10 protein-coding genes and 1 tRNA gene are annotated in these 12667 nt (G+C 67.9%); 4 read left to right on the forward strand and 7 right to left on the reverse strand.

Going from position 1 to position 12667, the window contains the following annotated elements:
• Positions 1–8 precede the first annotated feature (8 nt).
• Genes pknB through ACFWNN_RS19805 form a run of 7 tightly spaced genes read right to left on the reverse strand, consistent with a single transcriptional unit; the run spans position 9 to position 9723 of the window.
• Positions 9–2015 carry a Stk1 family PASTA domain-containing Ser/Thr kinase gene (pknB, locus tag ACFWNN_RS19775; protein WP_382441357.1) on the reverse strand — a complete coding sequence of 669 codons (2007 nt, stop codon included), beginning with the start codon at positions 2013–2015 and terminating at the stop codon, positions 9–11.
• 55 nt (positions 2016–2070) lie between these two features.
• A complete protein-coding gene (locus ACFWNN_RS19780) occupies positions 2071–3564 on the reverse strand; it encodes a serine/threonine-protein kinase (RefSeq protein WP_382441373.1) in 1494 nt (497 codons plus the stop codon).
• The gene (locus ACFWNN_RS19785) at positions 3564–5036 is read right to left on the reverse strand and encodes a peptidoglycan D,D-transpeptidase FtsI family protein (protein ID WP_382441358.1); all 1473 of its coding nucleotides are present in this window, start codon (positions 5034–5036) and stop codon (positions 3564–3566) included. The genes ACFWNN_RS19780 and ACFWNN_RS19785 overlap by 1 nt, the downstream gene beginning before the upstream one ends.
• Positions 5033–6505 carry an FtsW/RodA/SpoVE family cell cycle protein gene (locus tag ACFWNN_RS19790; RefSeq protein ID WP_382441359.1) on the reverse strand — a complete coding sequence of 491 codons (1473 nt, stop codon included), beginning with the start codon at positions 6503–6505 and terminating at the stop codon, positions 5033–5035. The genes ACFWNN_RS19785 and ACFWNN_RS19790 overlap by 4 nt, the downstream gene beginning before the upstream one ends.
• A gap of 3 nt (positions 6506–6508) precedes the next feature.
• The gene (locus ACFWNN_RS19795) at positions 6509–7945 is read right to left on the reverse strand and encodes a PP2C family protein-serine/threonine phosphatase (RefSeq protein ID WP_382441360.1); all 1437 of its coding nucleotides are present in this window, start codon (positions 7943–7945) and stop codon (positions 6509–6511) included.
• On the reverse strand, positions 7942–8403 hold the full coding sequence (locus tag ACFWNN_RS19800) for an FHA domain-containing protein (protein ID WP_030480247.1): 462 nt from the start codon (positions 8401–8403) through the stop codon (positions 7942–7944). The genes ACFWNN_RS19795 and ACFWNN_RS19800 overlap by 4 nt, the downstream gene beginning before the upstream one ends.
• Positions 8404–8454: 51 nt before the next feature.
• On the reverse strand, positions 8455–9723 hold the full coding sequence (locus ACFWNN_RS19805) for a DUF3662 and FHA domain-containing protein (protein WP_382441361.1): 1269 nt from the start codon (positions 9721–9723) through the stop codon (positions 8455–8457).
• 118 nt (positions 9724–9841) lie between these two features.
• Here ACFWNN_RS19805 and ACFWNN_RS19810 point away from each other — a divergent pair.
• From ACFWNN_RS19810 to ACFWNN_RS19825, 4 genes are all read left to right on the forward strand, one after another.
• Positions 9842–9924, forward strand: a tRNA-Leu gene (locus ACFWNN_RS19810).
• Between the two features lie 73 nt (positions 9925–9997).
• Positions 9998–10825, forward strand: coding sequence for an NADP-dependent oxidoreductase (locus ACFWNN_RS19815; protein WP_382441362.1), 828 nt, complete (start codon positions 9998–10000; stop codon positions 10823–10825).
• Between the two features lie 315 nt (positions 10826–11140).
• On the forward strand, positions 11141–11758 hold the full coding sequence (locus ACFWNN_RS19820) for a hypothetical protein (RefSeq protein WP_382441363.1): 618 nt from the start codon (positions 11141–11143) through the stop codon (positions 11756–11758).
• Between the two features lie 14 nt (positions 11759–11772).
• Positions 11773–12426 (forward strand): NAD(P)H-binding protein, encoded by a 654-nt coding sequence (locus ACFWNN_RS19825; RefSeq protein WP_382441364.1) that lies wholly within the window; start codon positions 11773–11775, stop codon positions 12424–12426.
• Positions 12427–12667: the final 241 nt, after the last annotated feature.

A 12667-nucleotide genomic window follows, 5' to 3' on the forward strand; every position in this document is an offset into this window, starting at 1 on the left:
GTCAGAGCCTAACTACCGCCGGCGCCCAAAGTCGCCACGGTCACGGTCACCGCGGTGCCCTTGGTGATCAGCGTGCCCTTGGGCGGCTGCTGCGAGAGCACCTGGTCCCGCTTCGACGGGTCGAGGACCTGCTGGTTCTGGACGTTGAAGGAGGCGTTCCAGCCCAGGGAGCGCAGCTTCTGCTCCGCTTCCTTCTTGTCCAGGTTGACGAGGTCCGGCATCTCGAACTGGTTGCCCTTCGAGACCTTCAGCGTGACCGTGGTGTTCTTGTCCACCTTGCTGTTGGCGGCCGGGGTCTGCTGGATGACGGTGCCTTCGGGCTTGGCGCTGTCGACCGTCTCGATGACGACCTTGAAACCGGAGCCCTCGAGCGTCTGTTGCGCGCTGTCCTTGTCGTCGTTGACGACGCCCGGCACGTTCACCTTGTCCGGCGCCTTGCCGAGCTGGATGGTGACCGTGCCGCCCTTCTTCAGCTTCACGCCCACCGCGGGGTTCTGCTGCACGACCTTGCCGGCCTTGCTGGCGTCCTCGACCTCGACGGTCTGGTCGCTCTGCTGCAGCTTGAAGCCGTTGGGGTCCTTGTCGAGGATGCCCTGGGCCTCGGCGGGGGTCTTGCCCGCGAGGTCCGGCACGGTGCCCTCGCCCGGCGGCGTGCCGACGAAGTACTTGATCGTGGAACCCTTGGGAACCTGGGTGTTCTCCGGCGGGTCCGTGTTGACGACCTTGTTGATCTGTTCGGCGGTGCACGTGGCGGGGGCGCCTGCCGCACCGGGCTCGCAGGCGATCTCCTGCTGGGAGCCCTGCAGACCGGCCTTGGTCAGCTTGTCCCTGGCGTCGACCGCGCTCAGCCCGACGATCGACGGCACGGGGACCTTCTCGGCCGACTGACCGCTGCTCTGGTTCATCAGGCTGTTGGTGATCCACGCGGCCAGACCGAGCACGGCCAGGCAGAGGATCACCACCAGCGTCACCATGATCGCCTTCTTGCGGCGGGCCCGCCGCTCCTCTTCCTCGTCGGCGATCGGGTCGTAGTCGTCCGGCTCCGACTTCAACGCCGCCGGGCGGTGCCTGCCGCCGCCACCACCGGAGACGACCTGCGTGCGCGGTGCGCGCGCCTGCTCGTTCATCACGGCGGTGCGGTCCTCGGCCGTCATCACGGCCGGGGCGGACGGGCGCTGGCCGGACAGCACGCGGACCAGGTCGGCACGCATCTCCGCGGCCGACTGGTAGCGGTTGGCCGGGCCCTTCGACATCGCCTTCAGCACGATCGCGTCGAGCTGCGGCGACACCTTCGGGTTGAGCTGCGACGGCGCCTTCGGGTCTTCCCGCACGTGCTGGTACGCCACGGCGACCGGCGAGTCACCGGTGAACGGCGGCTCGCCCGTCAGCAGTTCGAACAGCACGCAGCCGGCCGCGTACACGTCGGAACGGGCGTCGACGGACTCGCCGCGCGCCTGCTCCGGCGACAGGTACTGGGCCGTGCCGATGACCGCCGCGGTCTGGGTGACCGCCGCCTGGCCGTCGTGCAGCGCGCGGGCGATGCCGAAGTCCATCACCTTGACGGCGCCGGACTTCGTGATCATCACGTTGGCGGGCTTCACGTCGCGGTGGACGATGCCGTGGCGGTGGCTGAAGTCGAGCGCGGCCGAGACGTCGGCCATGACCTCCATGGCGCGCTTGCCCGACAACGGACCCTGTGTCTTCACGATGTCGCGCAGCGTTCGTCCGTCGACGAACTCCATCACGATGTACGGCAGCGGGCCGTACTCGGTCTGCGTCTCACCTGTGTCGTAGACGGCGACGATCGCCGGGTGGTTCAGAGCGGCGGAGTTCTGGGCCTCACGCCGGAAGCGTTCCTGGAACTGGGAGTCACGAGCGAGGTCGGCCCTCAGCACCTTGATCGCCACGTCTCTGCCGAGGCGGACGTCCCGCCCCTTGTGGACCTCGGACATGCCGCCGTACCCGAGAGTCTCACCCAGTTCGTAGCGGTTTGAGAGCAGTCGCGGAGTGCTCATCGGTGCTTCGTCCCGCTCCTAGTCGACGGTGTTCCGAACTCGGTTCTGGTCTTGCTCATGGCGCGCACGTCACCTTCACCTTCGAGCCGACCGGCACCTCGCCCGTGGGCGCGATGGCGGTGACCCGGCACTTCTTCAAGTCGCCCGGTGCCGTGCCCTGCGCGCTGCGCACGTCGGGTTCCAGGCCGTGGCCGATCAGATCGATGCTGACCTCGTCGCCGGAACGACCGATGTAGTCGTCCTCGTCGATCCGCTGCGGCGAACTGCCCGGTATCCGGTCGGCGGAGTCAGGCTTCGCCTGACCGTTCGCCGGAGCGTTCGGGTTCACCGTGCTGGACGACGTCGTCCGGCTGCCTTGCCCGCTGCTGTCGTTCTGCTTGACGGTGAACTTCCACAGGACGACCACGCCGAGCACGAGCAGCACTGCCACCAGAAAAGCGACCATAACCCAGACCGCGGTCCGGTTTCTCCCCGGTGGCGTCGGCATGGGGGTGAAGGTTCCCGTTTGGTGCACCGGTTGCATGCCGGTCTGGTGCGCCGGCTGCATCGCCGGATGAGTTCCGGCCCGCACCGGCCCGCTCGGGTGGTGCGGCATCTGCGGTGCGATCTGCGGCGGGATCGGCAGCGGCTGCGACACCTGAGGCGGTGGCGGAGGCTGCGTGACCTGCTGCGGGATCGGCGGGGGCATCGTGAAACCGGAGGGCGTCGGCAACGGCTGGCCCACCCGCACCGCGCTGACGGCCGCGGCGAACTCTCCGCCGGTCCGGTAGCGCTGCCTCGGGTCCTTGACCAGCGTCGCCTCGATCAACGCCCGCGCACCCGGCGGAACGTCGCGCGGCAACGGCGGCGCGATGTCGCGGATGTGCATCATCGCGACGGTCACCGCGTTGTCGGAAAGGAACGGCCGGTGACCGGCCATGCACTCGTAGCCACACACCGCCAACGAGTAAACGTCGCTCGCCGGTTCGGCTTCGCCGCCAAGAGCTTGTTCGGGTGCGATGTAGTGCGCGGTGCCCATCACCATGCCGGATCGCGTCACGGGAGCCGCGTCGACGGCCTTCGCGATGCCGAAGTCGGTGATCTTCACCTTGCCCGAAGGGGTCACCATGATGTTGCCGGGCTTCACGTCCCGGTGCACGAGCCCGCGTTCGTGGGCCGCCTGCAACGCGTTCCCGGTCTGCTCCAGCAGGTCGAGCGTCACCTCGGCGGTCAGCCGGCCGCGGGAGATGATCGTCGCGAGCGGTTCGCCCTCGACGAGCTCCATCACCAAATACGCCGTGTCCTCCGGCCCGTCGGAGACGGACGCGGTCTCGCCGTAGTCGTGCACCGACGCGATGCCGGGGTGGTTCAGCGACGCGGTCATCCGCGCCTCGACGCGGAAGCGGTGCAGGAACTCGGGATCGCCCGAGAGCTCCGCCTTGAGCACCTTCACGGCGACGCGGCGGTCGAGCCGGTCGTCCGCCGCTTCCCAGACCTCGCCCATGCCACCGACCGCTATCCGCCTGGTGAGGCGGTAGCGGTCGGCGAGGAGCTGGCCCTTGGTCAGCATCATCGGCCTGCCAGGTACGCGTTCATCACGGCGCGCCCGATCGGCGCTGCGACCTTGCCACCGGTGGCGCCCAGACCGCGGTCGCCGCCGTCCTCCACGATGACCGCGATCGCGATCTCCGGCTTCTGCGCCGGCGCGAAGGCGATGTACCAGGCGTGCGGGTTGTTCTTCGTGACGTCGGCGCCGTGCTCGGCGGTACCGGTCTTCGACGCCACCTGCACGTTCTGCAGGCGGCCCTCGCCACCGGTGTTGATCTCCGACTGGATCATCATGTCCCGCAACGCGTTGGCGTTCGCCGTGCTCATCGCGGACTCGACCTCGTCGGGCTCGGTGTCGTCGATCGACTTCAGGTCCGGCCCGAGGATCTTCGACACCAGGTACGGCTGCATGCGCTTGCCGTTGTTCGCGATCGTCGCCGCGATCACCGCGTTCTCCAGCGGCGTGATCTGCACGTCGCGCTGGCCGATGCCGGTCTGGTACAGCGACGCGTCGTCCGGGATCGGGCCGAGCGTCGAGGTCTCGACGGGCAGCGGCACCGTGAGGTCCGTGTCGTTGAACCCGAACTTCTCGGCCTGGCGGCGCAGCTTGTTCGCGCCGAGCTGGCCCGCCATCTCACCGAACGCCGTGTTGCACGACTTCGCGAGCGCGGTCTCCATCGACACCGTCTCGCCGGGGCCGCACGGGGTGCCGTTGAAGTTCGGCAACGGCGTCTGGCTGCCCGGCAGCGTGATCGAACCCTTGGCGGTGTACTGCGTGTCCTTGTTCTTGCCGTCGGCGAGCGCGGCCGCCGCGACGACGACCTTCAACGTCGACCCCGCCGGGTACAGCGCCTGCGTCGCGCGGTTGAGCAGCGGGTCGCCGGAGTCCTCGGCGTTGAGCTGCTTCCACGCCGACGCCTGCTCGTTCGAGTCGTGGCTCGCGAGCAGGTTCGGGTTGTAGGACGGGGTGCTCGCCATCGCGAGGATCTCGCCGGTGTCCGGCTTGATCGCGACGACGGAACCCGTGTAGCCCTTGGCGGTCAGCTGGTCGAACGCGGTCTGCTGCACCTTGGCGTTCAGGGTGAGCTGCACGTTGCCGCCGACCGGGTCGCGGCCGGTGATCAACGCCGAGACGCGGCGGGTGAACAGCCGGTCGTCCGAGCCGTTGAGCAGGTCGTTCTCGGCGCGTTCCATGCCGGACGTGCCGTAGGTGACCGACAGGTACCCCGTCACCGGCGCGTAGACCGGGCCGTTGCTGTAGGTGCGCAGGAACCGGAGACGGTCGGTCGTCTCCTTCACGTCCGCGATCGTGGTGCCGTCCGCGGCGATGATCAGCCCGCGCTTGCGGGCGTACTCGTCGAGCAGCACCCGGCGGTTGTACGCGTTCTTGCGCCACTCGTCGGCGTTGATGACCTGGACCCACGTGGCGTTGGCCAGCAGGAGCACGATCATGACCATCATGGCCATGCCGACGCGGCGGAGCGGTGTGTTCATTTGGGACGCTCCACCATCACAGTGTGCTGGTCGGCGATAGCCGGTTGTTGCGGTTTCGGCTTCGCGACCCGCTGCGGGGCCCTCGCCGCCGCAGAAATTCGCAGTAGCAACGCGACCAGGATGTAGTTCGCGAGCAGCGACGAACCGCCGTAGGACAGGAACGGCGCGGTGATACCCGTCATCGGGATCAGCTTCGTGACACCGCCGACGACGATGAACACCTGGAAGCAGACCGCGAACGCGAGACCGCCGCCCAGGAGCTTGCCGAAGCTGTCGCGCACGGAGATCGCACCGCGCAGGCCGCGCAACGCGAAGACCATGTAGATCAGCAGGAGGGCCGCGAAGCCGACGAACCCGAGCTCCTCGCCGATCACGGCGGTGATGAAGTCGGTGTTGGCCTCGGGGATCATCTCCGGCCGGCCCGCGCCGAGCCCGGCACCGCCGATGCCGCCGGTCGCGAGACCGAACAGCGACTGGGAGATCTGGTAACCGCCGCCGATGACCTCGTAGCGGGCGATCGGGTCCTGCCAGTTCGCCACGCGCTGCTGCACGTGGTTGAAGAGCTTCCACGCGATGACCGCGCCGCCGGAGAACAGGCCGAGACCGAGCACGACCCACGCCGCGCGTTCGGTGGCGATGTAGAGCAGCACGAGCACGATGCCGAAGAACAGCAGCGAGGAGCCGAGGTCCTTCTGCAGCACCATGACCGCGACCGTGACGCCCCAGGCCGCGAACAGCGGGCCGAGGTCGCGGGCGCGGGGCAGGTCCATGCCGAGGAACCGGCGGCCCGCCACGGTGAACAGGTCCCGCTTCGACACCAGGAAGGCGGCGAAGAAGACCATCAGCAGGATCTTGGCGAACTCACCCGGCTGGATCGACAACGGGCCGAGCCGCAGCCAGATCTTCGCGCCGTTGATCTCAGGCGCGATGAAGCCCGGCAGCACACCGGGGAGCATCAGCGCGACGAGACCGACGAGGCCGAACGTGTAGCCGAACCGCGCGAGCATGCGGTGGTCCGGCAGGAACTTGAGCGTCGCGGCGAACAGCAACAACCCGATGGCGGTCCAGATGACCTGCTTGAACGCCACCGGGTCCCACGTCGAGCCGTCCAGGAAGACGGTGCCCTCCATGGCGAGGTCGATCCGGTGGATGACCACCAGACCGAGCCCGTTGAGCAGTGCGACGCACGGCAGGATCGCCGGATCGGCGTACGGCGCCCACCTGCGGACGGCCAGGTGAGCGCAGGCGAACAGAGCCAGGTACGCGAGACCCAGGTACAGGATGCGCAGGCTCAGCGAGCGCTCCTGGTTCAGTTCGACCAGGATCAGTGCCAGCGTCACGAGACCGGCGGCGAACGACAGCATCACCAGTTCGGTGCCGCGTCGCGTCGGCGCCTTCAGCCCTGGCGACGTGCTCGTCGCCACCGACGCGCCTGGTGAGCCTTCCCCGGTGGGGGCGGGCGAGCCCATCAACTACGGACCCTCCCGGCATTCCACACCGACCTGCTGCTGGGACGGGGTGAGTGAAGGCTCCGAGGCACCGGTCGACGGCGCGACCGAACCGTTGGCGGGCGGCGTGCCGGTGCCGGAGGTCTGCGAAGGGCTGCTCGGCGTGGACGGAGTCGACGGCGTCGTCGGGGTGGTGGTCGACGTCGCCGAGGTGTCCTTGCACAGCGGCAGCATGTGCTCCGTGCGCAACAACCGGACCGCGGCGCGCGCGCCGTCGAGACCGTTGTCGCTGCGGATGCCCGCGGTGATCGTCTTGCGGCCGGCTTCCTGCAGGTCCTTCAGCGTGATCGGCGTGCAGCCCGTGGATCCGGGCGGGCACGAGTCCTCGACCTTGGACGACAGCTTGAAGCCGAGCACCGAGCCGTTGAGGCCGCGGAAGATCGCGACCTGACCGTCCTCGGTGGCGCCGACGTAGTACTGCGTGTTGATCCACAGCTTGCCGCCGACCGCCACGACCGCCGTGAGCAGCAGCAACACGAAGACGATCGCGAACGCCTTGATGGCGTTGCGCTTCTTGCGCTTGGGATCGGGCAGCGGAGGCGGCGGTGCGTCCATGCGCTGAGGCATGGGCGGACGCTGCTGCGTGAGCGTCGCCGCCCGCGAGGCCGCCGAGTCCGGGGGAGTGTCGTGCTGGTCGCTGCCGTCACCGGCCGCGCCACCGACGATCGGGTAGTTGTCGCCGAAGTCGACGTCCTCGACGTCCGCCACGATCACCGTGACGTTGTCGGGACCGCCGCCCTTGAGCGCCAGCTCGATCATCCGGTCCGCGCAGGCCTGCGGGTCGGGGATGCGGATCGCCTCGTCGAGCGTCTCCAGGCTCACGACACCGGACAGACCGTCCGAGCAGAGCAGGAACCGGTCGCCGGCACGCGCCTCGCGCACCGTGAGACTGGGCTCGAAGTCGTGCCCCGTGAGGGCGCGCAGCAGCAGCGAGCGTTGCGGGTGCGTGGCGGCCTCGTCCGGAGTGATCCGGCCCTCGTCGATCAACGACTGGACGAACGTGTCGTCGTGCGTGATCTGCGCGAAGGAACCCTCCCTCAGGAGGTACGCGCGCGAGTCGCCGATGTGCACGAGCCCGAGACGGTTGCCCGCGAACAGGATGGCCGTGAGCGTGGTGCCCATGCCCTCCAGGTCCGGGTCGCTCGTCACGAGCTCGGAGATGGCGCCGTTGCCACTCGCGACCGCGTCGCGCAGCTTGCCGAGGAGGTCGTCGCCGGGCTCGTCGTCGTCGACGTGGGCCAGCGAGGCGATGACCACCTTGCTCGCGACCTCACCGGCGGCGTGGCCACCCATGCCGTCGGCTACTGCGAGCAGGCGGGGGCCCGCGTACACGGAGTCCTGGTTGTTGGAACGAACCAGGCCCCTGTCGCTGCGGGCCGCGTATCGAAGAACCAAGGTCATGAGCGCAGCTCGATCACCGTTTTGCCAATGCGGATCGGGGTGCCGAGAGGTACGCGCAGGGGTGCGGTGACCTTGGCTCGGTCCAGGTAGGTGCCGTTCGTGGAGCCGAGGTCCTCCACGTACCAGTCGGTACCGCGCATGGACAGCCGCGCGTGCCTGGTCGACGCGAAGTCGTCGTCCAGGACGAGGGTGGAGTCGTCAGCACGGCCGATCAGGATCGGCCTGCCGTCGAGCGAGATGCGGGTACCGGTCAGCGCCCCGTGGGTGACCACGAGTTGCCGAGGTGCCTTGCTTCCCCTCGCCGACTTCTCGGACCTCCGGAATCCGGGCAGACCTGACGCCCGGAGCCCTGAGGCTGCGTATAGATCAGAGCGGACCACACGTAGGGCGGCCAGCACAAAGAGCCAGAGGAGCACGAGAAAGCCCGCTCTGGTCAGCTGCATCACCAGCTCTTGCACCGGTTGTAACCGCTCCTGCCTTGAGTTGCTTACCGATGCCCGTACCGACCACTAGCCCGCGGTGCGGAAGACCAGTGACGAGTGGCCGATGCGGACGACGTCGCCTTCCGCGAGCTGCCAAGTCTGCACTGGCGTCCCGTTAACCGTGGTGCCGTTGGTCGAACCGAGATCAGCGAGCATCGCATTCTGCCCGTCCCAGGAGATTTCCAGGTGGCGCCTGGAGACTCCGGTGTCCGGGAGGCGGAAGTCGGCTTCCTGCCCACGTCCTACGACGTTTCCACCCTGCTTCAGGTTGTACGTCCGGTTCGATCCGTCGTCGAGGTGCAGCGTCGCGTTGAGCTGACGGTTGCCGCCCTGGGTGGCCGGCGGGGCGTATCCGCCCTGGTTGTAGCCCTGGTCGTAGCCACCTTGCTGGCCGTAACCCTGGTCGTAACCGCCGCCCTGCTGCTGGCCGTAACCCTGGTCATAGCCGCCGCCCTGCTGGCCGCCGCCGTAACCCTGGTCGTAGCCCTGCTGGCCGTAGCCCTGCTGCTGGCCGTAGCCCTGGTCCTGGCCGTAGCCCTGCTGCTGGCCACCGCCGTAACCCTGGTCGTAGCCCTGCTGCTGCTGGCCGTAGCCCTGGTCGTAGCCGCCGCCACCTTGCTGCTGGCCGCCGCCGTAACCCTGGTCGTAGCCCTGCTGGCCGTAGCCCTGCTGCTGGCCATAGCCCTGGTCCTGGCCGTAGCCCTGTTGCTGCTGCTGGCCGTAGCCCTGGTCCTGGCCGTAGCCCTGTTGCTGCTGCTGGCCGTAGCCCTGCTGGTCGTAGCCCTGCTGGCCGTAGCCGCCCTGACCATAAGGGTCCTGGCCGGGCTGGCCCTGTCCTTGTCCGTAGCCGGGTGGCTGGCTCATGGGTCGGTCTCCTGCGGTGCGAGGTTGTGCTGACCGTCGGCTGGCCGCTTTCACGTCGGGGTCGACGGACGAGCTGGTTCGGAACTGTCCGGTGTGCAGCGCCTCGGAGCGCTCCAGGGAGACTACGACGTCACCATAGGTATCCCATCCGGACTCGGCCAGGTGCTCTCGCAGGCCCTCTGCGAGAAGCTGTGTGATGCGTAGTTCATCCTGCTCGTCGCCCGCAAGACGTTCGTGGTCCTGAGGTCCGAGGAGCACCTTGTAGTGGTTGGGGGCTAGCAGTCTGCCACCCGCGAGCTCGCGGATGTTGCCGTCACCCTCCCGATGCAGTGCCTGTGCCACCTCTTGGGGCACCACGCTGCCGCCGAACACCCGCGCGAAGGTGTTGCCGACGAGACCTTCGAGCTTCCGCTCGAAGCGTTGCAGGCCCATGTCGACTCCTTCCACGCGGACGGGCTCCCACCCCGATCGTATCCGGGTACGACCACGCTTACAGGGGGGCGATTAGGAAGCTGGTTTGGGCGCGTGCTAGTGTTTCCAACGTCTCCAGGGGCAAGTGGCGGAATGGCAGACGCGCACGGTTCAGGTCCGTGTGTCCGAAAGGACGTGGGGGTTCAACTCCCCCCTTGCCCATCGAAAGACAGATGGAACCCCCCTCGCGGAATCGCGAGGGGGGTTCTTTCGTTGATCGGCAGGATCAGATTCCTTGATCCAACAGGTGATGTCTGTCACTCGTTCGGGGGCCAGCATGTGGGCGATAGCGGCAGCCGAGTTCGGCGCGGAGCTGGACCTCGTGGAGGTTCCCGAGCCTGAAGCGGGCCCGAACGAGCTCAAGGTCCGGTTGTTCGCGGCGAGCGTCAACCCGTTCGACCGCAAAGTCGTGAACGGGATGCTCCGCGACTCGGCCCCTCATCGGTTCCCGCTGGTTCCCGGAACTGATGGTGCGGGTGAGGTAGTCGGTTCTGGAGAGAGGATTTTCGGCACCTTCTTCCGGCGCCCGGTCGGCGAGGGAACATACGCCGAGTACGTCACAGTTCCGGTCGGGAACGCGTTGGCGCCGTTGCCGGAAGATCTCGATCCCGCCGTCGCCGCCGCATTGCCCACGGCGGGCATGACGGCATTGCAGTTGGTCGAGTCGCTCGGAGCCGCGGAATCCGTGTTGGTCGTCGGAGCGACGGGTGGCGTTGGGTCGTTCGCCGTCCAGATCGCCCGTGCGGCGGGCAAGCGCGTGATTCCCGTGGGGCGTGACGACTCTCTTGTGGAAGCTGATGCGCTCATCGACCTCGTGAGCGCCGACCGCTCGTCGTTCGAGGCGAACGCGCGCTACGCGCCGTTGGCGTTCAACACGAACTTCGTTTCCGCAGATGCCGCGCAGAACTTCAGCATGAAGGGCTCTCGGGAGACCTTGGTGCGCTTGGCGTCCATGGTCCAGGCCGGCGACCTCGAAGTGCCGATCGCCCGACGTGTGCCTTTGCGCGAGGCGATTGATGTTTTCGCAGGTCACAGTCGCGGTAAGACCGTGATCATCATGTAGGTGGTCGTTCTGGAGCGGTGAACGGTCGGCGGACGGTGACCGGCACCGTTGGGCGGAAATTTGCCGCCACGCCTGGCGCGCACACCCTGAGCAGGTCTTTTGGTGCGGCCATACGGATTAACGTCACCCAGACGGCAGCACCGTAGGACCGAATTCGCCGCACCACTCTTCGACCGGTCACCGACCGGTCCGCGCCGTCGATCGCAGGGGGTGCTCTGACCTGGGGGCGGGCCGTGGGCTTGCTGCTAATTCTTATGCAGAGCACGAGTCGAAACGCGGCGGATCTCCCGCCGCGGGTGACGAGGAGGCACTGGCGTGAGCAGCACCCCAGCAAGGATCGCGGCACTCGACAGCTCGAACGGTCTGTCGACCACCCCGGTCCCGGTTCCGGAACTGCCCGCGTCCGTCGAGGAGTTGGCAGCCGCTGCGGCGATCCGCCTCGGCTGGCACGGAGTCGTTCTCCCGGAAATGGTCCTGATGGGCCGCAAGGTCGTCGTGGTGGCCGAACTCCTGGCCGACGCCCACGCCGAGCGCGTCTGCGTCGGTGCGGCTCCCGAGGCCGACAAGACCACTGTCTCCACCTGGGTGTGGCCGGAGATGGAAGGCCGCGTCCCGCCGGCCGCCGTCCGCATCGTCGGCGTCCTCGCCGTCGCCCGCCACTGGCGCACCGCCCTGGCCTCCGCGGTCCCCTTCGCCCGCTACGGCAACGCCGCGGTCGTCCTCCCCGAGTCGGTCGCGTTCTCGCACGACTACCTCGCCAACTGCCTGCCGCGCGTGCGTCGTTACGGCGTCTCGGTGCTGCTGGCCGACGACGAGAAGGACCTGTCGGTCGACGTCTCCGGTCGTCAGGAGAACGTGCCGTCCGAGGACACCGCCATCACCCGCTGGGTCAACGAGCTCGTCTACGAGCAGGTGCTCGCCACCGCGTCCTGATCTACGGTCGGCCTATGCGAGTAGTCATAGCCGGCGGACACGGGCAGATCGCGCTGCTTCTCGAGCAGCTGCTGGCCACCCGTGGACACGCCGCCACCGCACTGGTCCGAAACCCCGATCACTTCGCTGATGTGCAGGAAGCCGGAGCCGTTCCGGTGTTGTGCGACCTGGAGTCCGCTGATCTGGACTCGGTCGCCGCGTATTTGAACGGTGCAGATGCGGCCGTGTTCGCCGCTGGTGCAGGCGCCGGATCAGGCGCCGCCCGGAAGGACACCGTGGACTACGGGGCCGCTGCGCTCTTCGCCTCCGCTGCTGTCGAGGCAGGGGTGCGGCGGTTTCTCCAGGTGTCCACGGTGGGGATCGAGTCCGCCGACTCGCCGTCCGTGGATCCCGAGTTCGCTGTGTACCTCAAGGCGAAGAAGCTCGCCGAAGAGGATTTGAAGCCGCGTGATCTGGAGTGGACGATCCTGCGGCCTGGGCCGTTGGTGAACGATCCGGCTACTGGGCTGGTCACTTTGGGGGCGCCACGTCTTCCTCGTTCGCCGGTCACTCGGGCTGACGTCGCTGCTGTGTTGGCGGAGTTGCTTGATGCTCCCAACACGGTTGGTAAGACGATCGAGTTGGTTAACGGTGAGACGCCGGTTGCGGAAGCGGTTCGCGCGTTCTAGTTGCCGAGCACGCGATCCAGGCGGGTGGTTGGGGTTGCGTGCGGCGGGTTTCTGTTGCGTGCTTCCCCTGGGGCTCTGCCCCAGACCCCGGCAATCTGATCAGGGGGTAGCGCTGGGAGCAGGCTGATGGCACGCCTGTTTCGTAGGGCGGCTGCCTGTTTCGTAGTTGGGTTGCGTTGGCGGCGGGGTCCCATCACAAGCCGCACCAGGAGCGAGCCACATGAGGAGAGGGGTGCCAAAC

Origin of the sequence: Lentzea sp. NPDC058450, assembly GCF_042721395.1 — a bacterium.
Lineage (GTDB): Bacteria > Actinomycetota > Actinomycetes > Mycobacteriales > Pseudonocardiaceae > Lentzea.